Below are 22,513 nucleotides of genomic sequence, written 5' to 3' on the forward strand. Positions count from 1 at the left end.
AGGCTGTTCCCCGTGGTGGGTGATGTTCTGGCCTGGCAGGCCCCGGGCGTCGCCGACGTGTGCGACGCGCTGCGGGCGCCCCGTCGGCGGGCCTGACCGTCGCGGGTGGGTGGCCGCGACGACGCCGGCCACCGGCCGTACGCTGAAGAGATCATGGCAGAGCGCCGCACTCACAACCTTCGTGTCGTTCTCGGGGCGCCCGCGTTCCGCCGACTGCTGGGTGTCCGGCTCGGCGGACAGTTCACCGACGGGGTGTTTCAGGCCGCCCTGGCCGGCAGCGTGCTGTTCAACCCCGACCGGCAGGCCACCCCTACCGCGATCGCGCTGGCCGCGGCGGTGCTGGTGCTGCCGTACTCGCTGGTCGGCCCGTTCGCGGGGGTGCTGCTGGACCGGTGGAGCCGCCGGTCGGTGATCTGGTGGACGAACGTGCTGCGGGCCGGGCTGGTGCTGCCGATCGCCGCGCTGGTCCTCGCCGGTAACGAGGGCGGACTGTTCTTCACCGCCACGCTGGTGGTGATCGGCCTGGGCCGGCTGCTGCTCTCCGGCCTGTCGGCGGCCACCCCGCACGTGGTGACCGACGACCGGCTGGTCACCGCCAACGCGGTGGCCGGCACCGCCGGCTCGGTGGCGTACTCGCTGGGCCTGGGATGCGCGCTGGCGCTGCTGCGTACCGTCTTACCGGCCGGCAACCACGGCTACGCGGCCCTGGCCCTGCTGGCGCCGGTGGGCTACCTGGCCTGCGCCGCGGCGGCCCGGGCCTGCTTCACCCGTGGGCAGCTCGGCCCGGACGAGGTGGTGCCGCACCGGCCCGGACTGGCCGGGGAGGCCGGCGCGGTGCTGCGCGGCATGGTCGACGGGATCCGGCACCTGGGGTGGGCCCGCGGCGCCGCGTACGCGATGGCCGCGCAGGCCGGCTACCGGGTGCTGTTCGGGGCGCTGGCCCTGGCGCTGCTGCTGCTCTACCGCAGCGTCTTCGGCGCCGACGACCTGACCGGGGTCTCCACGCAGCTCGGGCTGGTCTTCGCCGCCGGGGCGCTGGGGGTGCTGGCCGCGGCCACGGTCACCCCGCCGGTGTCCCGGCGGATCGGTGGCTGGCGCTGGGTGACCGGGCTGCTCGCCGCGGTCGCGCTGGCCGTACCGGTCTTCGGCCTGCCGTTCGCTCCACCGCTGCTGATCCTGCTGGTCCTCGTGGTCAACGTGGCGGGGCACGGAATCAAGATCGTGGTGGACACGATGGTCCAGCACGAGTGCGCCGACGCGTTCCGGGGCCGGGTCTTCGCGGTCAACGACACCGTGTTCAACCTGGCGTACGTGGTGGGCATGGTCGGCGCGTCGAGGATCCTGCCGCTGGACGGGCGCTCGCCGGCGCTGCTGGTCGCCGCCGCCCTCGGCTACGCCGCGCTGGCCGGGGCGTACGCGCTGGCGGCGGGACGGTGGGCCCGGCGGGCCGGGGACGACATCGCCGACCCGGAGCGGACGGCGGCGCTCAGCCACCGCTGAGCCGTCGCGGCCGGTCAGGGACGGTCGCGGCAGGCTTCGCCGGGGGTGGCGACGCGGGCCAGCAGGCCGACCAGCAGGTCCCGCTCGGCCGGGGTGACGGCTGCGACCCGCCGTCCACGCCGAACTGCCGTTGACCGCCGCCGCCGAGGCGCACCGGGGCATCGAGGGCCGGACCAACCTCGGCAAGGTAATCCTGCGCCCCCGACCACCGGTCCGGTCAGCGCGGCACCGCGTACGCCAGTGCCGTCGACCGGCCGTCCCAGCTGCCGGTGAGCCGGGCGCCCCGCAGGCCGGGGTCGACGCCGAGTCGCCGTAGCACCGACAGCTCGACGGTGTCGGCGACAACCCGGGTCGGATCGCCGTCGTCCACCCGCTCGACCGTTGCCACCCGGGGCGCGTCCGCCCCGGCGCCCTCGACGGCGACGGTCATGCTGGGGGTCCGCGCCTCCAACCGGCCGTCGACCTCGAAGTGCTCGTCGGCCTGGCCGCCGTCGGCGAGGATCGCGTGGGCCAGCGCGGCGGCGTAGACCGGGTCGCCGCAGGCGTCGTACACCCAGCGCCGGCCCAGCACCGAGTGCTCGCAGGTGCCGACCAGCCATTGGTCCGCGCCGGCCAACGGCGCCCCCCGGTAGGTCAGCGGCACCTGGTGGACCGGCCCGTCGCCGGCGCGCACCAGCATGGTCTCGATGCCGACCTCGCCGGCCGGGTCGTCGAACCGGTACGCCGCCACCCGCTCGACCGGGCCGTCACCGCCGGCGAACCAGGACCGACGGGGCAGCCAGGCCGCCAGGAGTTCGAGCTTGGAGGGGCGCAGTTCCGCGCGGTGCAGCAGGGCCATGACCGCGATCCTAGATCCGGTGCGGCCGCCCCGACCGCCCGCGTCCGGCGGTTGTCGGGGCCGGGACCGGCGTGGTCGAGTCCGGTGTCAGCCCCCGGTGCCGGCGAACCGCCCGGCCAGGTGCTCGGCGAGGACCGTCAGCTGCCGGACCCGCTCGTGGTACGCCGGGTCGGGGATCAGGTCGGGAAAGTCGACGAGGACGGTACGGCCGTCGGGCACGTCCGTCGAGTGCCGCTCCAGCTCGCCGTCCGGACCGGCGGGCAGGGTGGTCCAGTTGCCGGTGGAACCCGGCAGGATGTGGATGTCGGCACCGCCCAGGGCAACGAGGGCGTCGACGCAGGGCGGCACGGCCTCGGCCGGCACCTCGATTCGGTACGTGTTCCGCCGGGGCGACGCCTCGGGGTACGGGTCGTCGCCGTCGCCCATCGCCCAGTGCATCCGCTGGGCCAGGTCTTCCAGGAGGAGGGCCAACTCCCCGGCCGACGCGCCCGGCCGCAGCGGCCCGTGCTCGGTCAGCCGCCGGACCAGCCCGTCGACGAGGCCGACGGGGAGCGCGCCGGCCATCAGGTGGCCGGACAGGATCGACAGTACGCCGAGCAGGGCCGCGTGATCGGATTTCGGCAGGGCACGTCCCGACGGCTCCACCGGCTCACTGTATCCGCGGGGTCAGTCCTCGGTGACCGGGCCGATCAGCCGGATCTCCTCGATGTCCAGGGCCGCCTGCACCTCCCGCAGCACCACGTCGTCGATGGCGTTGGTGTCGCGCAGCCGGGTGACCTCGCGGCGCTTGTGTTCCAGCACGCCGAGGCGCAGCCGCCGGGCGACCTCCCGTTCCTGTTCGGTCTCCTCCCCACCGGAACGACGGACGTCCTCCAGGTGGTCCTGGTAGTCGGCGCGGAGCCGTTCGACGGCCTCGGGCGCCGCGCCGACCTCGGCGGCGACCTGCGGCAGGGCGGCCAGGCCGGCCTCGGTGGCCCGGATCCGGGTGGCCCGCAACTCGTCCTCGCGCCGGCGGTCGCCCTGCAGGCCCGCCCAGCCGACGACCGCCGGCAGGGTGGTGCCCTGGATCAGCATGGTCAGCACGATGACCGTCACGGTGACGAAGATGATCAGATCGCGCTCGCGCACCGGCCCGCCGGTCGTGGTGGTCATCGGCACCGCCAGGGCGGCGGCCAGGGAGACCGCGCCCCGGAAGCCGGCCCAGCCCATCGCCGTACGGACCCGGCCGTCGAAGCGGCGTTCCTGCCGGGAGGGGCGCCGGTCGACGCCCTGGAGGGTGGCCAGCGCCAGGTGCACCCAGCCCATCCGCACGGCCACCACGACCACCGTGACGACGGCCGCGATGCCCAGCGACTCCGTCGGCGAGTGGCTGGTGATGCCGCGCAGGGAGCGGGGCACCTGCGTGCCGAGCAGCACGAAGAGACTACCGTTGATCATGAAGGTGGAGATGTCCCAGAAGGCGTAGGCGGCCACCCGGGAGCGGGCCCGGATGATCCGTGGGCCGGTCCAGGACAGGATCAGTCCGGTGACCACCACGGCGAGCACGCCGCTGGCGTGCACGCTCTCGGCGAGCAGGAACGCGATGAACGGCACCAGGGCGCTCAGCCCACCCTCGCGCAGCGGGTCGTCGAGCCGGCGGCGGATGAGCACGACGACGCCGCCGACCAGCAGGCCGGCGGCGATCCCGCCGGCCGCCGAACCGCCGAACCGGCCGGCCAGCCGGAAACCGCCGGGCACGGCGCCGCCGACGATCACCGCGACGGCGACGGCGTAGAGCACCAGGGCCGTGCCGTCGTTGATCAGGCTCTCGGCCCGCAACGTGGTCAGGATGTTGCGGGGCATCCGCTTGGCCAGGCCCGCCACGGCGGCGGCGTCGGTCGGTGCGAGCACCGCGCCGAGCACCCAGGCCGCGGCCGGTTCCACCCCCAGGGCCTGGGCGGCGTACGACACGGCGGCCATCGTCAGGACCACCAGCGCCACCGCCAGCAGCGTGATGACCAGGAAGTTCGACCGGATCTCCCGGATGCTGGTCACCAGGGTCTCGCGGTAGAGGATGGCCGGCAGGAAGAGCAGCAGCACCACCTCCGGCTCGAGGCTGATCCGGTCGAAGGGCGGCACCAGCCCGATCAGGGTGCCCAGGCCGATCAGCAGGACGGGCGGCGCGACGCTGTACCGGCCGCCGAGCGTGGTGCCGATCAGCACCGTCACGCCCAGCACCACGATCAGTTCGAGCCCGACCACGTCACCCCCGTCAGCTGCGCGGTCCCCGCCGTGCCCGCCTCCACATGGTCGTACCGGCCGGACCGCACCGGTGGGCGAAACAACCGAATTGCCGGTCGCCCCGGCCCGGGTACGGGAGATTTTTTCCGACGGCAGGTTTCGGGCCGGACCCGGCTGGAAACTGGAGGTGCCGTTGAAAGAGGGGGGACCACGCGTGTCCAGTTCCAAGTCTGAGCAGCCGCGCCAGGGCGACGAACGTCCGGCCGAGGTGCGAGACCCGCTGCTGTGGAAGCTCGCCCTGGGGGTCGCCGACGCCCACGGGCCCGACGACGACGGCACCTGCAACAACCTCGGTTGCGCCGGCCAGAGCTGGCCCTGCACGGCCTGGAACAACGCGCAGCACGCGTTGAAGATGGCCCGGACCGAGCCGGCCGGGCAGTCCCCGGCGACCCCGGCCGAGCCGCCCGCCCAGCGCCCCGAGCCGATCATCGGCTGGTCCACCGACCTGACCAGCCGGCCGGCGTCCCGCGACGAGCGTGCGGTGGTCGTCAGCTCCGCGGCGTAGCACCCCACCGCCGCCCGGCCACCTAGAGTGACCGGGCGGACGGCACACCGCCGGCCGTACCCGTCTCGACAGGGGGCCCGGCCGTGTCCGAAGCCGTCGGCGTCTCCACCCGCACCGGCAAGGACCGGGCCGCCCGGCTGGTGACCGAGGTCTTCGCCCCGGCCGTCTGGGCCGCCGCGATGCCGCTGGTCGTCGCCGTGCAGGCCGCCGGTTGGGTACGCGGACCGCTCTGGGGCCTGCTCGCCGTGTTCTTCTCCGCCGCGCTGCCGTACGCGGTCGTCCGGCTCGCCGTACGCCGGGGGCGGTTGACCGACCACCACATCGGCGTACGCGAGCAGCGCCGCGGCCCGCTGCTGTTCGGCATGGTCTGCGTGCTGGTCGGCCTGGCGCTGCTCACCGCGTTCGACGCGCCCCGGCAGCTGGTCGCCATGGTGGTGGTGATCCTGGCGGTGCTGGCGGTGGTCACCGCGGTCAACCAGGTCTGGAAGCTCAGCGTGCACTGCGCGGTCGCCGCCGCCTCGGTGACCGTGCTGGCGGTGCTCCTCGGACCGGCCCTGCTGGCCGGGTACCCGCTGGTCGCCCTGGTGGCGTGGTCCCGGGTCCGGCTCGGTGACCACACGAGGGCGCAGGTCGTGGCGGGGACGGTCGCCGGTGTGGCGGTCGCCGCGCCGGTCTTCCTCGCCCTGGTGTGATGGCGGCGTCGTCCCCGCCTAGGCTGCACGGGTGACCGAGCCCGCACTGACCCGCCTGGACGTCGAGCCCTCCGGCCTGGCGGTGCTGACCATCGCCGCCGGCCCGCTCAACCTCTACACCGCCGAGCTGCACGACGCGTTCGACGCCGCCCTGGACCGGTTGCCCGCCGACACCCGGGCCCTGCTGCTACAGGCGGAGGGGCGGGTGGTCAGCGCCGGCGTGGACGTCAACCTGTTCGCCGCCCAGCAGACCCCCGAGCAGGCGAAGGTGCTCTTCGACCGGATGTTGGAGCTGCCCCGGCGGATCGCCGACCTGCCGGTCCCGACCGTCTTCGCCGCGCACGCGCTCTGCCTGACCTGGGCGTTCGAGGTGGCGGTGGCCTGCGACCTGATCGTGGCCGCCGAGCGGGCCAGCTTCGGCCTGGTCGAGAAGGTGGTGGGGCTGACCCCCACGATGGGCGGCACGCAGCGGCTGGCGGCCCGGGCCGGGGTGGGCCGGGCCAAGGAGTTCGTGATGACCGGGGACCGCTACCCGGCGTCCGTGCTGCACCAGTGGGGTGTGGTCAACCAGGTGCTGCCGAACGAGGGGTTCGACGCGGCGGCCCGGGACTTCGCCGCCGGGCTGGCGGCCGGGCCGACCCGGGCGCACGCCGCCACCAAGCGGGTCCTCGACCACTTCGGCGACGGCGGGGTCGAGGCGGCGGACCGGGCGGTCACCTCGATCGCCGCCGACCTCTACCGGACGGAGGACCTGCGCAACGCCGTCCGCTCGTTCCTCGCCGACGGTCCGGGCAGGGCGACGTTCACCGGCCGCTGACCGGCCCGCGCGGCGCGCCGGCCTGACCGGGCGTCACCAGGCGCAGGGGGCGTAGTCCTTGAGGAAGCAGCCGTAGACGTCCTCGCCGCGCTCGCCGCGCACGATCGGGTCGTACACCCGGGCGGCGCCGTCGACCAGGTCAAGCGGGGCGTGGAACCCCTCGTCGGCGAGGCGCATCTTGGTCGGGTGCGGCCGTTCGTCGGTGATCCAGCCGGTGTCGACGCTGGTCATCAGGATCCCGTCGGCGAGCATCTCCTCGGCGCTGGTGCGGGTCAGCATGTTCAGCGCAGCCTTGGCCATGTTGGTGTGCGGGTGGCCCGCACCCTTGTAGCCGCGGCCGAACTGCCCCTCCATCGCCGACACGTTGACGATGTAGGTGCGCCGGGCCGGCGACGCGGCCAGCGCCGGACGAAGTCGGCTGACCAGCACGAACGGCGCGGTGACGTTGCACAGCTGCACCTCGAGCAGCTCCACCGGGTCCACCTCGTGCACCCGCTGCACCCAGCTGTTGACCGGCCCGAGGTCCGGGGCCAGGCCACCGGCGTCGACGGCGGTGGCCGCGGCGATCCGCTCCGGCGAGGCGGAGCCGGTGGTCAGCGCCAGCGCGGTGAGGGCGTGCGGGGTGATCGTCGGGGAGCCGGTCAGGGCGCCGGCCGGGGTCTGTCGGTCGGCGCCGGGCTTGGCGAAGGTGAGCAGTTCCGGCAGCGGACCGTCCGGCAGGGCCGCGGACTCCGCGGCGACCAGGTGGGCGTACGCCCCGGGGGTGCGCCGGACGGTCTGCGCGGCGTTGTTGATCAGGATGTCCAGCGGTCCCTGCGCGCTCACCGAGTCGGCGAGGGCGACCACCTGGGCCGGGTCGCGCAGGTCGATGCCGACCACCCGCAGCCGGTGCAGCCACTGGTCGCTGTCGGGCATCGCGGTGAAGCGGCGGACGGCGTCGTGCGGGAAACGGGTGGTGATGGTGGTGTGGGCGCCGTCGCGGAGCAGCCGCAGCGCGATGTACATGCCGATCTTGGCGCGGCCGCCGGTGAGCAGCGCGCGCCGGCCGGTCAGGTCGGTACGCGCGTCGCGGCGCTCCCGGTTGAGCGCGGCGCAGGCCGGGCAGAGCTGGTGGTAGAACGCGTCCACCTCGCGGTAGCGGACCTTGCAGATGTAGCAGCCGCGCGGGTTGATCAACGTGCCGGCGCTGGCCCCGGCGGTGGCGGAGACGAGCGGGATGCCCCGGGTCTCGTCGTCGATGCGGCCCGGCGCGCCGGTGGCGGTGGCCGCGGTGACCTGTCGGTCGTGGGTCAGGACGGCCTCCCGCCGTTCCTCGCGCCGCCGCTGCTTGATCACCTTGTACAGCCGTGCGGTGGCGCGCTGGACCCGCACCACGTCGGGATGGTCCGACGGCAGCGCCTCCAGCGCCTCGAAGACGCTCAGGCAGGTGGCCAACTGCTCCGGACCGATGCCCCCGTCCGGTCCCGACTGTCCGACCTTGTCCTCAATCATCCCGCTACCGTCTCGCCCTCGTCACCGCGCCGATCGACCCGGGAACTCTACGCACCGAGGGCCCCGACGCGCGACGCCCGGGACGGTGATCTCGCCCGCACCGGCCGGCCGGCCGCGCCGCCACCCGGGCGGCCGGGTCACCGGGTGGCGGTCACCAACCGGACCACTGCACGGGCGGCACGACGGCCAGGTTCGGCTCGCCGCTGATCGGCTCCAGGGCGTACCTGATGCGCAGCTCACCCTCCTCGTCGGTGAGCACGAGGCCGCTGCTGCCGTCGGCGGCGACGAGGATCCACCGGTCGGGGTGGCTGCTGTGGTCGTCGACCAGCGCCCGCACCCCGAACACGGGTGCCAGGGCGGTGGCCAGCTCCCACTCGTCCTGACCGGTGGCCTCGAACAGGTCACGGTCGCCGGCCAGCAGCCAGCCGAAGTTCTCCCCGTCGCGCGGCGGCGTGCACATCACCACCGGACGCGGGTCGCCGGGCGGCCGGTCCTCGATCCGGCCGCAGTACACGTCCTGCGGCCGGATGCCGTACCGGTCCCGCAGCACCTGGCGCAGCCGCTGCGCCGGCAGTTCTTCCTCGAAGTGGATCTGATAGAGCATCCCCGCACCTCACCGCCTCGTCCGCCGCTTCGTACAGTGTGGAGCAGGTCGGCCACCGCGGCGCGGGCATCACCATCCCGGGGGTGTCGTCCACCCCGCGAAGCGTCCGGCTGCTCACGCCGGCCCGGCGACAGTGGACGGTCACTCCTCGATGGCGCCACCGATCGCGCGCAGATGCTCACGGAAGGTCAACGCCGGGTCGCCGGTCCGGGCGGCCAGGAAGGCGGCGAAGCCCACCTGCTCGCGCAGCGGCACCCCGGCGCGGATCCGGTCGGCCTGCCGGCGTTCGGTGCCCCGGATCGACTCGGCGACCTCGAACAGTTCACCGGCCCGACTCACCGGCAGGAAGAGCACCCCGTCGTCGTCGGCCACCGCCAGGTCGCCGGCGTCGACGGTCCACTCCCCCACGGTCGCGCTGGTCAGGGCGGACGCCGCCCGGGGGTCCAGCCGCTGCGGCCCGGTGGGGACCGCGCCGAGGCTGAACACCGGCAGGCCGACCGCGCGGATGTCGGCGGTGTCGCGGTGCAGGCCCCAGATCACCACGCCGGCCAGGCCGGCGGCGGCGGCCTCCAGCACCACCAGGTCGCCGACGCAGGACTCGTCGACGCGTCCGGCGTTGTCGACGACCAGGACGGCGCCCTGCCGGGCGCCGTCGATCGCCTCCAGGAAGACGTCCACGCTGCCCGCGTGCCGGGCCGGCGCGACCCGCCCGAACAACTGCCCGCCGGGTACGACCGGTCGCAGCGCGGCGGGTCCGCAGCGCACCGGCACTCCGGCGCGCAGGCAGGCGTCGGCCAGGTGGGCGGTGGTCAGCGTGGCGCGGCGGCGTCGCAGGTCGTCGAGGTCCATGGGCCGACCGTAGTCAGCCGGAGCCTGCCGGTGGCGGGCCACTTCGCGGCCGGTGGCCTGCCGGTGGGCGGCGTCCCGGGCGGCTGCGTCGCCGGGGGGCGGGCCGGCGGGGTCGGTCCAACCGCGCCCGCGCTGGCGGATGGGCCGAGGCCTCCCCCACGCCGGCGGCCCGCCGCACCATCCGGTTCGCGTCGTCCGGATCGCAGCCGGTGGCGCGCAGCAGCTCACTGTCGGCGGTCCTCAGGTCGATGATCAGACCGTCGCCGTAGGGACGTACCCCCGCTGCCCAGGCCTGTCCGGCGAGCTCGGCGCTCTCGCGGACCCGCCGCCTGCTGTCGGGGAAGTCGGTGTCGCCGGCCCGGCACTCGCGCCGCAGGTCCTGCACGGCCACGCCGAGCCGCTCCACCGCCCGGGACAGCTGAGCCGGAACGGGCTCGCCGTACTGGAGGGCGGTGGCGGACCGGCGGGCCAGCGACCGGACGTAGAGGGTGAGGCGTTCCAGGTGTGCCGCGCCGTTGGCGTAGCGGTGGTACTGCTGCCGGCGGTGCCAGCGAGCCGGTGCGATGGTCACCACCTCCTCGGCGCCGCTGAGCGCCTCGTTGAGCCGGCCGATGTCGGCGTCGAGGCCGCGAAGCTCCTCGAGCACGCGTACGGCGGCGTCGGCGTCACGGGTCTCCAGCGCCCGGGCCACCGCGCCGAGCTGGGCGGAGAGGGCCGCGTAGATCGGTTCGGACGCCCGGTCGAGCACCCGCAGCGGGTTGACCGGTAGCAACAGTCCGACCACCAGCAGGCCGATCACGCTGCCGACCAGCGCGTCGAAGATGTGGGGCGCCTCCAGACCGCGCTGGTGCGGCGCCAGGGTGGCGAACAGGACCGCCGTGCCCCCGGCCTGCCCGACCAGGGGGCCACCACGGCCCGCCACCAGCAGTGCCACCGCGATGGCCAGGCTGACGATCAACCCGGTCTGCCAGGCGCCCGACCCGATCAGGTAGCGCAGCACGTCCCCGACGGTGATGCCGAGCCCCACCCCGGCCAGGAGTTCGACGGTGCGTCGGGCCCGTTGACCGATGGCGGCGGCGATGGTGCCGACCGCCGCCGCCGGCGCGAACACGTGCGCGCCGGGGCCGAGCAGGCGGTTCGCCACCAGGGCGGCGAGCGCGGCAGCGAGCCCGGCCTGCACGGCGATCACGACGGTGATCTCCAGCTGGCGCAGCCGGAGCCGGCCGGCCTGCTCGCCCTCCCGTCTGGCCCGGGTCACCGCCTCGCGCCCGCGCCCGGCGACCGCGCCCAGCGGTGACCGGGCAGGATCCGGGTCACGGCGTTCCTCGGTCATGGCGGCGGTTACCCGACGAGCGGCGGGCGAACCGTCGCCGGCCGCAGGGGCGGCTCGCCGGTCGCGCGTAGCCGGCGCTGTCGCGGGTAGGCGGGGCGTCCGGGACGTGACCGTGACCGCGGAGGGCCGGGATGACCGAATGGGACGAGCAGGCGGATCCGCTGCGGCGACCGCCGGAAGCCGACGCGCAGGAGCAGAACCAGGACCTGACGGTGGTGGGTCCGCCCGACGCCGTCGGGTCCGCCGTCGCGGAGGCGGCCGAGGCGGACCTCGCCGAGCAGGGCAAGCTGGTTGCGCCGAGTGCCGGGGCCGACCTGGCCGCGTCGGTGCACGGCGGCACCGATGCGGCGGACGCGCTGGAGCAGAACCAGGAGATCCCGGTACCGGACGAGGACCGCCGGGGCTGAGGACCGGGCCGGCCGGTCAGTGCGTGGCCACCACCACGGCGGGCGGGTCCAGCTCGGCCAGGCGCGCCGGTCGGACGACCAGCAGCAGCACGGCCACGGCGGCGACCATGCCGCCGGCGACCACCACGGCCATCGCCACGGCGCCGGTGCCGAGCACGCCGACCAGCGGCGCGGAGAGGGCGCCCACCCCGAACTGCACGGCACCGAGCAGCGCCGCGGCGGTGCCGGCGGCCTCGCCGTGCCGGGACAGGGCCAGCGCGGGGGCGTTGGGCATCGCCAGGCCGGCGGCGGCGAGCACCACCCACAGCGAGGCGAGGACGGCGGCGAGACCGCCGACGCCGGTGGCGGCGAAGGCCACCAGCACGAGCCCCGCGACGGCGCCCACGGCCAGGGCGGTGACCAGGATGCGCTGCGGCGTGAAGCGGCGCAGCAGGCGTACGTTGAGCTGGGTGGCGGTGATCAGGCCGACCGCGCCGGCGCCGAAGGCGAGGCCGAACTGCTGCTCGTCCAGGCCGTACTGCTGCTGGAAGACGAACGACGACCCGGCGACGTACGCGAAGAGCGCGGCCATGGCCAGGCCGGCGACCAGGACCAGTCCGACGAACGTCCGGTCGCGCAACAGCGTGCGGTAGTCGCGCAGGGTGCCGGCCACGCCACCGTGGCGGCGGCGGTGCGGCGGCAGGGTCTCCCTGATCCCGACCGCCGCGACCACGACCAGCAGGGCGCCGAAGACGGCGAGGGCGGCGAAGACGCCCCGCCAGTCCGACCAGCGCAGCAGCGCGCTGCCGAGGGTTGGGGCGAGGATCGGGGCGGCGCCCATGACCAGCATCAGGCGGGAGAAGAGCCGGGCGAAGGCGGAGCCGCTGAACAGGTCGCGGACGATCGCCATGGCCACCACGGAGGCGGCGGCGACGCCGAGGCCCTGGAGCACTCGCAGCACGCCGACGGTGGCGATGGTCGGGGCGACCACGCAGAGCAGCGAGGCCACGATGTGCAGGCCGATGCCGGCGAGCAGCGGACGGCGACGGCCGACCGCGTCGGAGAGCGGTCCGATCAGCAGCTGGCCCAGGGCCAGTCCGGCGAGGGTGCCGGTGAGGGTGAGCTGCACGGCCGCGGAGGTGGTGTCCAGGTCGGTGGCGATGGCCGGCAGCGCGGGCAGGTACATGTCGATGGTCAGTGGGCCGATCGCGATCAGCGAGCCGAGGACGAGCACCAGCCGCAGGCGTTCCCGCCCGGTCATCAGGTCACCGGGGGTCTCCACGGTCTCGGCGGCGGCGGTTGTCGGGGCTGGTCCGGGCGGACCTCGGCGAGCAGACTGGGCAACGGTCACACCTGGCAGCAAATCCTCGTCTCGCTGATCCATTCCCGCCGGTGGGTCAGCTCACACCGGTCAGTCGGTGTGGTCCTCGGGCTCGCTGTCGGCGGTCAACGCCCCGGTGCCGGGCTCGGCGGGCAGGAAGACGTGGGCGTGGCCGAAGCCCGCGTCGACGTTGACGGCGTCGAGTTGGGTGGCGGCGGTGGACCAGGTGGCCACGGCGGTCCGGCACGGCTGCACCTGTCGTTCGAGGGGGTGGCCGGGGCGCGCCCGTGCGCCCCGGCCACCGCACCGGTCACTCGTTCGGTTCGCAGTTGAACTTCGCCTGCCCGGCGGCCATCCTGATGCTGCCGAGCAGGTGGGTCAGGAAGAACGGCTCGGAGTACGAGGCGTCGGTGTGGCCCAGCGCCGTGTAGACGGCACGGCCGCCGTCGTAGTTGTGGCACCACGCCATCGGGTGGTCCTCGCCCATCGACCCGCCGGTGTAGCCGACCGGGTTGTAGGTCGACTCGTCGATGCGGGCCAGCACCCGAACCTCACCGCGCGGGTTGGTGCGGAAGTTGTACCACTCGTCGGTGCGCCACCACTTGCTCGGCAGTCCGCGGGTGGCCTCGGTGCCCTGCCCGACGACGCGGACCAGGGCCGGCTGGATGGCCGGGTGGTCCCGGAAGTACGCGCCGACCAGGCCGCCGTACCAGCTCCAGTTGTAGCCGCTGTCCGAGGCGGCGTGGATGCCGAGGTAGCCACCGCCGGCCTCGATGTAGCGCTGGAAGGCGGCCTTGGACTCCGGCCGGGTCACCGGGTCACCGGTGGTGGACAGAAAGATGACGGCGTCGTACTTCGCCAGGTTGGCGTCGGTGAACTGGGTGTCGTCCTCGGTGGTGTCCACCCCGAAGCCGTTCTCCGCGCCGAGTTCCTTGATGGCGGCGATGCCGACCGGGATGGAGGCGTGGCGGTAGCCGGTCGTCCTGGAGAAGACGAGGACCTGGTAGTCGCCGCCGTCGGCCGCGGCCGGGACGGCGGGCCCGACCAGCCCGACGACGAGCGCCAGTACGGCGAGCGCTCTGGACGATCTCTTCATGGCTCTCCTTCGGCGTGCCGGGATTATGCCTGTCGGCTGAACAAACTATTCGCTGGTCAGCGCGACCACAAGGGATTCGTGCGAACTTTTGTTGATGTAGAGAAAAGTTGAGCGCGGTTCACCGGAAGGTATGGACACATCGACGCCGGTTTTGTAGCGTCGCCCGGGTGACGAACCCGTTTCGTCGATGTGAACCGCTGATCGCCTGCCGCGCGGCCTCCACAGCGGACCCCATCCCTCCGACGGCACCGCACGTCCCGACCCTGCCCCGTTCCCCTCAAGAGAAAGAGAGGCAGATGAAGAGACGACTCGCGCTCGCCGTGGCCGGCCTGACCGCCACGGCGCTCGTCGCCACGCCCACCCCGTCCATGGCGGAGCCCACCGTGGCCGCCGCCCCCGCGGACGCGGACTTCCAGAAGGTCACCCTCAACGACCACCCGGGCGAGCCGATGGACCTCGCCGTGCTGCCCGACCGCCGGGTGCTGCACGTGACCCGGGCCGGCCAGGTGTGGATGCACCACCCGGACAGCGGCCGCAACTCCCTCGCCGCCACCCTGGACGTCTACCGCCACGACGAGGAGGGCCTGCAGAACGTCGCCATCGACCCGAACTTCGGCAAGGGCGGCAACAACTGGGTCTACCTGTACTACTCGCCGCCCGGGAACACCCCGGTCGACGACCCGGCCACCCCGAACGTCAACGAGGGCGACGCGCCGACCACCGGCACCGCCGCCGACTTCGCCAGGTTCAAGGGCGCCCTGCAACTGTCCCGGTTCCGTCTGGTCAAGGACACGCTGGACCTGAGCACCGAGCAGAAGATCCTCCAGGTGCCGGTCGACCGGGGCATCTGCTGCCACGTCGGCGGTGACATCGTCTTCGACTCCAAGGGCAACCTGTACCTGTCCACCGGGGACGACACCAACCCGTTCGAGTCCGACGGCTACGCGCCGCTCGACGAGCGGGCCAACCGCAACCCCGCGTTCGACGCCCAGCGCAGCGCGGCCAACACCAACGACCTGCGGGGCAAGATCCTGCGCGTCAAGCCGGGCGCCAACGGCGGCTACACCATCCCGGAGGGCAACCTCTTCCCGGTCGGCACGGCGAAGACCCGCCCCGAGATCTACGTGATGGGGCTGCGCAACCCGTACCGCATCGAGCTCAACCGGGTCACCGACGAGCTCTACATCGGCGACTACTCCCCCGACGCCCGCCAGCCGAACCCGCAGCGCGGGCCGGCGGGTCAGGGCCGGTGGATCGCCACCCGGAAGGCGGCGAACTTCGGCTGGCCGTACTGCGTCACGCCGGACCAGCCCTACCAGGACTGGGACTTCGCCACCAACACGTCCAAGGGTCCGTTCAACTGCGCCGCGCCGGTCAACGACTCGCCGCACAACACCGGGCTGCGGGAGCTGCCGCCGGTGGCGCAGCCGGACGTCTGGTACGGCTACGGCCTGTCGCCGCGGTTCCCGGAGCTGGGTACCGGTGGCATCGGCCCGATGGCCGGGCCGGCCTACCGGTTCGACCCCAGGACCACCAAGGGTCGCGCCCCGGTCGCCTGGCCGGAGTACTACGACGGCAAGCCGCTGTTCTACGAGTGGACCCGCGACTACGTCAAGGCGTTCACGCTGGACGCGCAGCGCAACCTGGTCGGCATCGAGCCGGTGGTGCCGTCGATCGTCACCGACAACCCGATGGACATGGAGTTCGGCCCCGACGGCGCGCTCTACGTCCTGGAGTACGGCGACGGCTACTTCAGCGAGAACCCCGAGGCGCAGCTCGCCCGGATCGACTACATCGGCTGGAAGGGCAACCACACGCCGGTGCCGCAGGTCTCCGCCGACCCGCTCAACGGGACCACGCCGCTGACCGTGCGGTTCTCCAGCGAGGGCACCACCGACGCCGACGGCGACACGCTGAGGTACGCGTGGGACTTCGACAACGACGGGAAGGTCGACTCCCGCGAGGCGAGCCCGACCTTCACGTACACCGAGAACGGCCGCTACGACGCGACCCTCAACGTCAGCGACCGGGGCGGGCTGTCCGCGTCGGCGTCGGTGCAGGTCGTGGTCGGCAACGCCGCCCCGGTGGTGGAGCTGGTCAAGCCGACCGAGGGGCAGCCGTTCCAGTTCGGTGACACCGTCGCGTACGAGGTCAAGGTGACCGACGACCAGCCGGTGGACTGCGCCAAGGTCACCGTCACCTACATCCTCGGCCACGACCAGCACGGTCACCCGCAGACCACCGCGACCGGCTGCACCGGCACCATCCAGACCACCGTGCCCGGCGGTCACGACCCGGCGAACGACAACCTGTCCGCCGTGTTCGTCGCCTCCTACACCGACCCGGGCGGCGACGGCCTGCCGTCGCTGACCGGCACCGACCAGGTCCGCCTGGTCCCCTCCGCGTAAAGCAAAGGAGACCCACCATGTGTTACGGATTCGACGGGGAGGCCGCGCTGCGGCGGTCCGTCATGGACCGGCGGAGCCTGCTGCGCGGCTCGCTGGCCGCGGCCGCCGGGGTCGGGCTCGCCTCGGCCGGGCTCGGCGTCACCCCGGCGTCGGCCACCACCCGGCACACCGGTCGGCACCTCGTGCCCCCGGGCCTGATCAGCATCCAGCTCTGGACGATGCGCGACGCCCTGTGGGGCGCCCCCGGGTACGACGCCACGCTGACCCGGCTCGCCCAGATCGGCTACCCGAAGGTGGAGTTGGCGCTGGGTTACTTCGGGCGCACCGCCGCCCAGTTGCGGCAGTTCCTCGACGGCATCGGCATCCACGCCAGCTCCAGCCACGACGGGATCGCCGAGAACGCCGCCGGCCTGGAGCAGAAGATCCAGAACGCGGTCACCCTGGGCCAGCGGTACATGGTGGTGCCGTACCTGAACTCCGACAAGGCCGACGACTGGAAGCGCTGGGCGGAGCAGATGAACGTCGAGGCCGCCGCGGCGGCCCGGGCGGGCCTGCGCTACGGCTACCACAACCACGCCCACGAGTTCACCATCGACCTGGGCGGCGGTCGTCGGCCGTGGGACATCCTGACCTCGGAGCTCGACCCGAGGCTGGTGCACCTGGAGGTCGACCTGTACTGGGCGGTCACCGGCGGCATCAACTCCGGTGACGGCGTCGACGACCCGGAGGGCTTCGCCCTCGACGTCATCCGCGGCGCCCCGCAGCGGGTGCTCCAGTACCACGTCAAGGACCGGCACACCGCCGACGGCGACATGGCCGACCTGGGCACCGGGCACATCGACTTCGCCCGGATCTTCCGGGAGCACTCCGTGCAGGAGTACATCGTCGAGAACGACACCCCGGACGTGACGCCGCAGCAGACCGCCGAGGTCGGCTACCGGTACCTGCGCAGGATCCGCTTCTGATCCACCCGTACGGCGAGGCGGCCGGGCCCGGCAGGGTCCGGCCGCCTCGGCGCGTCCCCCCGGGGCCAGGAGGTCGGGCGCGTGCCGGAGGGCTTCGTTTACCGGCGGATCGGCCGGGTAGCGCTGGTGGAGAGCTTCGGACGGTGCCGGGGCGGAACGTCCACCAGCGCTGGTCGAGGAGGCGAACGAATGCGAGCGATGGTCTACCGCGGTCCGTACCGGGTGCGGGTGCAGGAGAAGGACCGACCGGTGATCGAACACCCCAACGACGCGATCGTACGGGTGACCCGGGCGGCGATCTGCGGCTCTGACCTGCACCTCTACCACGGCATGATGCCGGACACCCGGGTCGGGCAGACCTTCGGTCACGAGTTCGTGGGCGTGGTCGACGAGGTCGGGCCGTCGGTGCGCAACCTCAAGCCCGGCGACCGGGTGATGGTGCCGTTCAACGTCTACTGCGGGTCCTGCTTCTTCTGCGCCCGGGGCCTGTACAGCAACTGCCACAACGTCAACCCCAACGCCACCGCCGTCGGTGGCATCTACGGCTACTCGCACACCTGCGGCGGCTACGACGGCGGGCAGGCCGAGTACGTCCGGGTGCCGTTCGCCGATGTCGGCCCGTCGCTGATCCCCGAGTGGATGGACGAGGAGGACGCCGTCCTGCTCACCGACGCGCTGGCCACCGGCTACTTCGGCGCGCAGCTCGGCGACATCGTCGAGGGTGACGTGGTGGCGGTCTTCGGCGCCGGCCCGGTCGGGCTCTACGCGGCGAAGTCGGCGTGGCTGATGGGCGCCGGCCGGGTCATCGTCATCGACCACCTGGACTACCGGCTGGAGAAGGCGGCGTCCTTCGCCCACGCCGAGACGTTCAACTTCGCCGAGTACGACGACATCGTCGTGCAGATGAAGAAGACCACCGACCATCTCGGCGCCGACGTGGTGATCGACGCGGTCGGCGCGGAGGCCGACGGCAACTTCCTCCAGCACGTCACCGCCACGAAGCTCAAGTTGCAGGGCGGCTCCCCCATCGCGCTGAACTGGGCGATCGACTCGGTACGCAAGGGCGGCACCGTCTCGGTGATGGGCGCGTACGGGCCGATGTTCTCCGCCGTGAAGTTCGGCGACGCGATGAACAAGGGGCTCACCCTGCGGATGAACCAGTGCCCGGTCAAGCGGCAGTGGCCGCGGCTGTTCGAGCACATCCGCAACGGCTACCTCAAGCCCAGCGACATCGTGACCCACCGCATCCCGCTGGAGCACATCGCCGAGGCGTACCACATCTTCTCCGCCAAGCTGGACGGCTGCATCAAGCCGCTGATCGTCCCGACCGCAGCCTGACCCGAACGGGGGCCCGACCATGCCGTACACACCGGACAAGCCGAAGCTGGCCGAGACCAGCGACGAGCTGCGCGCCCGGATCCCCGGGTGGGGTGTCGACCTGGACCCGAAGGACCGCCCCTCGGTGCCCCGGGAGCGGTTCGATCCGAACCTGGGCGGCGCCCACTGGGAGTTCCCGGAGCGGCAGCCGGAGACGTTCCCGCGGGAGCGGTCCATCGAGCACAGGTTCCTCACCCCGGTCTTCGGCACCGCCTGCCCGCCCAAGGGTCTGTCCGGGGTGATCCGCCGCTACTCCTACCGCAGGTACAGCGAGGGCAGGGCCGCACACTGGCTGCTCCTGCTGGCCGCCGACCGGGTGGACACGGTGGAGAGCACCCTGCGCTCGTTCCTGACCCGGCACCCCGACAACCCGGTCACCGAGACCGGGGTGGTCAGCGAGGTCACCCACCACGGGCTGGCCTCCCGGCTGCGGTCCAGGCGGGTGGACAAGGCGCACCAGCCACTGGACCCGATCATCGTGGCGGCCCCGTGGGTGCTCGCCGGCGGGGCCGCGTACCTGGCGGTGCGGAAGGTCGCGCGGAGCCGGCGGCGCTAGTCCCGCTCCGCTCGGGGGCGTCGGACGCGGCAGCTGGCCGCGCCCGGCGCCCCGATGCAGTCGAGGTCGAGGCTTCCCGCGACATCGGAGCGGGTGGTGGCACCTTCCCCTGCTGTTCTTCGCCTCGATCACCCGCACCGCCGCCGGTCGGACCGCCCCGTGCGACGAGATCGCCCACCTCAAACAGCTCATCCTCGGCGACGAGCAGGCGGAGACGGCGCCGAGCGCCGACCGGTGAACAGCGGCCCGGTAGCCATCGACATGCCTTGACGGGTGTGGGGCGGCTGTCTAGCGTCGGTGGGCATGACCCGGCCGAGGTTCCTGCCGCTGCTCGTCGCCCTGATCGTGACCCTCTCCAGTGGTGTCGCACCCGGCACCGCCGCCTCCGCCACGCCGGCCACCAGGCCCGGAGCCGTGCTGCTGGTCGGCGGGGCCCTCGCCGACGACAACGCTGCCGTCTACGGCGAGTTCGTCCGCCAGGCCGGCGGCGCGAACGCTCGGATCGGCGTCCTCAGCGCCTCGTCGGCGGTCCCGCACTCCAGCGCCAACGCCGTGGCCAAGGTCCTCAAGCGGTACGGCGCCGCCGAGGCCACCTGGATCCCGGTGACCACCAAGAAGGACGGCAGTGGCGACGACCCGGCGTACGCCGCCCAGGCCGCGTCGATGACCGGCTTCTTCTTCACCGGCGGCGACCAGTTCCGCTACGTCCAGTCGATGATCCACACCGACGGCTCGGACGGGGCCGTGCTGGCCGCGATCCGGCAGCGCTTCGCCGCCGGCGCGCCGGTCGCCGGCACCAGCGCCGGCATGCAGATCCTCGCCGGCCCCGACATGATCACCGGCGGGTCCAGCTACTACGGCGTCCGGGACGGCGCGAAGCCCGGCTACTACGACACCGACGCCACGCTCGGCTACTGGCCGGCCGGCGGCTTCGGCTTCGTCACCTCCGGCCTGGTCGACACCCACTTCGACGCCCGAGGGCGCGAGGGTCGCTCGCTGCGGCTGGCCGCCGACACCGGCCACGACCGGGTGTACGGGGTGGGCGAAGACACCGCCCTGATCGTCACCGGCGCCGGCACGGCCACCGAGTCCGCCCGGGTGGTGGGCAGCAACGGGGTGTCGATCCTCGACCTGCGCTCGGCCGAGGTCGGCCAGGTCGGCGGGCACTGGTCGATCGACGGGGTGCGGTGGAGCTACCTCACCGACGGCGACGGCTACGACCCGGTCCGCTGGCAGGTCACCAAGGCCCCGGACAGCGCACCGGTGGTGCCGCAGGAGCGGGCGGTGGCGTCGCCGACCACCGACGTCTTCGGCTCGTACGCGCTGCGCGACGCGGCCCTGGACCTGGCCGGCGCCGGCCGGTCGACCACGACGACGGGCACGACGGCGGAGACCGACCCGCGGTTCGTGGTCGGACTGACCGAGGGTGCCGGCTTCCGGGCGTACGCGGCGGGCGGCGCCACGCCGACGTCCTTCACCGATCTGACGCTGTCGGTCCAGGCCGGCTGAGTCCCGGTCGCCGCAGCGGTCGCGCGGCCGACGCGCCACGCCAGGTCCTGGCGTGGCGCGGGCCGGTGATGTCAGTGGCCCGTCGGCGGCACCGCGGACGACTTGTCGGCGTGCTTGGCCTTCTTGGCCGCCCGCTTTTCCTTCAGCGTCATGGCGGGCTTCTTCAGGCTGTTCTTCTGGGGAGACTTGTCGGACATATCGACCCTTCCCACGCGACCTCGGGGCGGCGGTCCGCACCGGCGACCCCGACGCCCCGACCAGGGCTGCCGCCGGATGGAACCGCTGGGGCAGCGGGCGACGCCCGCCGCGGGCACCCTCGGGTCCATGAACATGGTCAGACGACCACGCCCCCAGCCTAGTCCCCCGACGACTCCCTGGGCCGTTTCTCGCGACCGGGAGATGCGCCGGCGGCGCAGCTGGCCCGCTATCCCCCGGCCATCGCGCCGAGGATGATGAACGGTTCCCTGCCCCCCACGACCTCGTCGGGAAGCGGCGTGTCGGGCGGATCGTTGGACAGGTCCTCCTCGCAGGCGTAGAAGCGGACAAAGGCGCGCCGCCTGCCGCTCTGCCGGTCGCGGATCGTGCCGAGCAGCATCGGGTAGCGCGCCTCCAGGGTGTCCAGCACCAGCCGCTGGGTGGCGACCGGTCCGATCACGTCGAGCCGCACCTCGCCGGTCACCTGCGCCAGGTTCTTCAGGTGGGCCGGGAGGACCACCCGGATCACGGCAGCACCTGAACTTCCACCGACAGCACCGCCGGCAGGTCCCGGACGATCGGCGCCCAGGTGTCGCCCCCGTCGGCGGAGCGGTAGACCTGCCCGCCGCTGGTGCCGAAGTAGATCCCGCACGGGTCGAGGGTGTCCACGGCCATCGCGTCGCGCAGCACGTTGACGTAGCAGTGCGACTGCGGCAGGCCGGCGGTCAGCGGCTCCCACTCCTCGCCGCCGGTGCGGCTGCGGTAGACCCGCAGCTTGCCCTCCGGCGGGTAGTGCTCCGAATCGCTCTTGATCGGCACCACGTAGACGGTCTCCGGCTCGTGGGCGTGCACCGCGATCGGGAAGCCGAAGTCCGACGGCAGGTTGCCGGAGACCTCCCGCCAGGTCGCGCCGGCGTCGTCGCTACGCATCACGTCCCAGTGCTTCTGCATGAACAGCGTGTCCGGCCGGGACGGATGCTGGGTGATGTGGTGCACGCAGTGGCCGACCTCCGAGTCCTGGTCGGGGATCTCCCCCGAGCGCAGGCCCTTGTTGATCGGCAGCCAGCTGGCGCCGGCGTCGTCGCTGCGGAACGCGCCCGCCGCCGAGATCGCCACGTAGATGCGGTCCCGGTGCGCCGGGTCCAGGATGATCGTGTGCAGGCACATGCCGCCCGCGCCGGGCTGCCACGCCCCACCGGTCGGATGGGTACGCAGGGCGGTGCGCTCGGTCCACTTCTGACCGCCGTCGGTGCTGACGTAGAGGGCGGCGTCCTCGGCGCCCGCGTACACCGTGTCCGGGTCGTCGCGGGACGGCTCGAGGTGCCAGATCCGCTTGAACTCCCACGGGCGCGGGGTGCCGTCGTACCAGAGGTGCTCGCCGACGTCGCCGGCGTAGGCGAAGTCGTTGCCCACCGGGTTCCAGCTCTTGCCGCCGTCGTCGGAGCGCTGGATCAGCTGCCCGAACCAGCCGCTGGACTGGGAGGCGTAGAGCCGGTCCGGGTCGGCGGGTGACCCGGTGAGGTGGTAGATCTCCCAGCCGCCGAAGTGCGGGCCGTCGACCGTCCAGTCGTCGCGCCTGCCGTCGGAGGTCAGGGTGAAAGCGCCCTTGCGTGTGCCGACCAGCACCCGTACGCCGCTCATAGACTCATCCTTCCACTCGTTCGTGCTGGGTAGGACCGACCGTCACGCCGAAACTCATCGGTCCACGTCAGTCGTATCCCGTCGGTGTGACGATTGCGGGGACGCGGACCGGCGGGGTCACGGGAAACTTCTTGTCGGAGGGCGCGGGTA

The 22,513-nt window shown here is 73.2% G+C and carries 23 protein-coding genes; 10 read left to right on the forward strand and 13 right to left on the reverse strand.

Annotated elements, in window-relative coordinates; all coding sequences use genetic code 11:
* Nucleotides 1-153 precede the first annotated feature (153 nt).
* Nucleotides 154-1,500: an MFS transporter gene (locus tag GA0070564_RS07775; protein ID WP_141714719.1), complete on the forward strand. Its 1,347-nt coding sequence runs from the start codon at nt 154-156 to the stop codon at nt 1,498-1,500.
* Between the two features lie 217 nt (nt 1,501-1,717).
* On the opposite strand, the gene GA0070564_RS07780 is transcribed toward GA0070564_RS07775, so the two are convergent.
* The 3 genes from GA0070564_RS07780 to GA0070564_RS07790 all read right to left on the reverse strand — a co-directional run bounded on the left by GA0070564_RS07780 (nt 1,718) and on the right by GA0070564_RS07790 (nt 4,579).
* A complete protein-coding gene (locus tag GA0070564_RS07780) occupies nt 1,718-2,338 on the reverse strand; it encodes a CG0192-related protein (RefSeq protein ID WP_091604945.1) in 621 nt (206 codons plus the stop codon).
* 87 nt (nt 2,339-2,425) lie between these two features.
* On the reverse strand, nt 2,426-2,983 hold the full coding sequence (locus GA0070564_RS07785) for a hypothetical protein (protein ID WP_091604948.1): 558 nt from the start codon (nt 2,981-2,983) through the stop codon (nt 2,426-2,428).
* Nucleotides 2,984-3,004: 21 nt separating this feature from the next.
* Entirely contained in the window at nt 3,005-4,579 is a 1,575-nt protein-coding gene (locus tag GA0070564_RS07790) for a Na+/H+ antiporter (RefSeq protein WP_091604951.1), read from the reverse strand.
* A gap of 193 nt (nt 4,580-4,772) precedes the next feature.
* On the opposite strand from GA0070564_RS07790, the gene GA0070564_RS07795 reads away from it, so the two are divergent.
* From GA0070564_RS07795 to GA0070564_RS07805, 3 genes are all read left to right on the forward strand, one after another.
* Entirely contained in the window at nt 4,773-5,123 is a 351-nt protein-coding gene (locus GA0070564_RS07795; RefSeq protein ID WP_245669859.1) for a hypothetical protein, read from the forward strand.
* Nucleotides 5,124-5,206: 83 nt separating this feature from the next.
* Entirely contained in the window at nt 5,207-5,815 is a 609-nt protein-coding gene (locus tag GA0070564_RS07800; protein ID WP_091604954.1) for a phosphatase PAP2 family protein, read from the forward strand.
* Nucleotides 5,816-5,846: 31 nt separating this feature from the next.
* Nucleotides 5,847-6,632, forward strand: a complete 786-nt coding sequence (locus GA0070564_RS07805) for an enoyl-CoA hydratase/isomerase family protein (RefSeq protein ID WP_218104895.1) — start codon at nt 5,847-5,849, stop codon at nt 6,630-6,632.
* Nucleotides 6,633-6,665: 33 nt separating this feature from the next.
* Here GA0070564_RS07805 and GA0070564_RS07810 read toward each other — a convergent pair whose 3' ends face one another.
* The 4 genes from GA0070564_RS07810 to GA0070564_RS07825 form a co-directional block, all read right to left on the reverse strand.
* Nucleotides 6,666-8,123, reverse strand: a complete 1,458-nt coding sequence (locus tag GA0070564_RS07810; protein ID WP_091604957.1) for an SDR family oxidoreductase — start codon at nt 8,121-8,123, stop codon at nt 6,666-6,668.
* 151 nt (nt 8,124-8,274) lie between these two features.
* On the reverse strand, nt 8,275-8,727 hold the full coding sequence (locus tag GA0070564_RS07815; RefSeq protein WP_245669860.1) for a hypothetical protein: 453 nt from the start codon (nt 8,725-8,727) through the stop codon (nt 8,275-8,277).
* Nucleotides 8,728-8,868: 141 nt separating this feature from the next.
* Nucleotides 8,869-9,576 carry an RraA family protein gene (locus GA0070564_RS07820; protein ID WP_091606916.1) on the reverse strand — a complete coding sequence of 236 codons (708 nt, stop codon included), beginning with the start codon at nt 9,574-9,576 and terminating at the stop codon, nt 8,869-8,871.
* 13 nt (nt 9,577-9,589) lie between these two features.
* The gene (locus GA0070564_RS07825) at nt 9,590-10,909 is read right to left on the reverse strand and encodes an FUSC family protein (RefSeq protein ID WP_245669861.1); all 1,320 of its coding nucleotides are present in this window, start codon (nt 10,907-10,909) and stop codon (nt 9,590-9,592) included.
* Between the two features lie 131 nt (nt 10,910-11,040).
* On the opposite strand from GA0070564_RS07825, the gene GA0070564_RS07830 reads away from it, so the two are divergent.
* Entirely contained in the window at nt 11,041-11,316 is a 276-nt protein-coding gene (locus GA0070564_RS07830) for a hypothetical protein (protein WP_091604960.1), read from the forward strand.
* 16 nt (nt 11,317-11,332) lie between these two features.
* On the opposite strand, the gene GA0070564_RS07835 is transcribed toward GA0070564_RS07830, so the two are convergent.
* The 3 genes from GA0070564_RS07835 to GA0070564_RS07840 form a co-directional block, all read right to left on the reverse strand.
* Entirely contained in the window at nt 11,333-12,556 is a 1,224-nt protein-coding gene (locus GA0070564_RS07835) for a multidrug effflux MFS transporter (protein ID WP_091606918.1), read from the reverse strand.
* 150 nt (nt 12,557-12,706) lie between these two features.
* The gene (locus GA0070564_RS29225) at nt 12,707-12,850 is read right to left on the reverse strand and encodes a hypothetical protein (RefSeq protein WP_176730595.1); all 144 of its coding nucleotides are present in this window, start codon (nt 12,848-12,850) and stop codon (nt 12,707-12,709) included.
* Between the two features lie 76 nt (nt 12,851-12,926).
* On the reverse strand, nt 12,927-13,712 hold the full coding sequence (locus GA0070564_RS07840) for a ThuA domain-containing protein (RefSeq protein WP_091604963.1): 786 nt from the start codon (nt 13,710-13,712) through the stop codon (nt 12,927-12,929).
* A gap of 296 nt (nt 13,713-14,008) precedes the next feature.
* Between GA0070564_RS07840 and GA0070564_RS07845 the strand changes: the two genes are divergently transcribed.
* The 5 genes from GA0070564_RS07845 (at nt 14,009) to GA0070564_RS07865 (ending at nt 20,527) form a co-directional block, all read left to right on the forward strand.
* The gene (locus GA0070564_RS07845; protein ID WP_091604966.1) at nt 14,009-16,120 is read left to right on the forward strand and encodes a PQQ-dependent sugar dehydrogenase; all 2,112 of its coding nucleotides are present in this window, start codon (nt 14,009-14,011) and stop codon (nt 16,118-16,120) included.
* 17 nt (nt 16,121-16,137) lie between these two features.
* Nucleotides 16,138-17,085 (forward strand): sugar phosphate isomerase/epimerase family protein, encoded by a 948-nt coding sequence (locus GA0070564_RS07850; RefSeq protein ID WP_091604969.1) that lies wholly within the window; start codon nt 16,138-16,140, stop codon nt 17,083-17,085.
* 189 nt (nt 17,086-17,274) lie between these two features.
* A complete protein-coding gene (locus GA0070564_RS07855) occupies nt 17,275-18,423 on the forward strand; it encodes a zinc-dependent alcohol dehydrogenase (protein WP_091604972.1) in 1,149 nt (382 codons plus the stop codon).
* A gap of 19 nt (nt 18,424-18,442) precedes the next feature.
* Nucleotides 18,443-19,018, forward strand: coding sequence for a hypothetical protein (locus tag GA0070564_RS07860; RefSeq protein ID WP_091604975.1), 576 nt, complete (start codon nt 18,443-18,445; stop codon nt 19,016-19,018).
* 303 nt (nt 19,019-19,321) lie between these two features.
* Entirely contained in the window at nt 19,322-20,527 is a 1,206-nt protein-coding gene (locus GA0070564_RS07865; protein WP_091604978.1) for a cyanophycinase, read from the forward strand.
* Between the two features lie 71 nt (nt 20,528-20,598).
* On the opposite strand, the gene GA0070564_RS30165 is transcribed toward GA0070564_RS07865, so the two are convergent.
* The 3 genes from GA0070564_RS30165 to GA0070564_RS07875 all read right to left on the reverse strand — a co-directional run bounded on the left by GA0070564_RS30165 (nt 20,599) and on the right by GA0070564_RS07875 (nt 22,363).
* A complete protein-coding gene (locus tag GA0070564_RS30165; RefSeq protein ID WP_281182117.1) occupies nt 20,599-20,724 on the reverse strand; it encodes a hypothetical protein in 126 nt (41 codons plus the stop codon).
* A gap of 227 nt (nt 20,725-20,951) precedes the next feature.
* On the reverse strand, nt 20,952-21,251 hold the full coding sequence (locus GA0070564_RS07870; RefSeq protein WP_091604981.1) for a MoaD/ThiS family protein: 300 nt from the start codon (nt 21,249-21,251) through the stop codon (nt 20,952-20,954).
* Nucleotides 21,248-22,363 carry a WD40/YVTN/BNR-like repeat-containing protein gene (locus GA0070564_RS07875; RefSeq protein WP_091604984.1) on the reverse strand — a complete coding sequence of 372 codons (1,116 nt, stop codon included), beginning with the start codon at nt 22,361-22,363 and terminating at the stop codon, nt 21,248-21,250. Before GA0070564_RS07875 ends, GA0070564_RS07870 begins: the two co-directional genes overlap by 4 nt.
* Nucleotides 22,364-22,513 lie beyond the last annotated feature (150 nt).

This window comes from Micromonospora mirobrigensis (assembly GCF_900091555.1).
Taxonomy (GTDB): Bacteria; Actinomycetota; Actinomycetes; order Mycobacteriales; family Micromonosporaceae; genus Micromonospora; species Micromonospora mirobrigensis.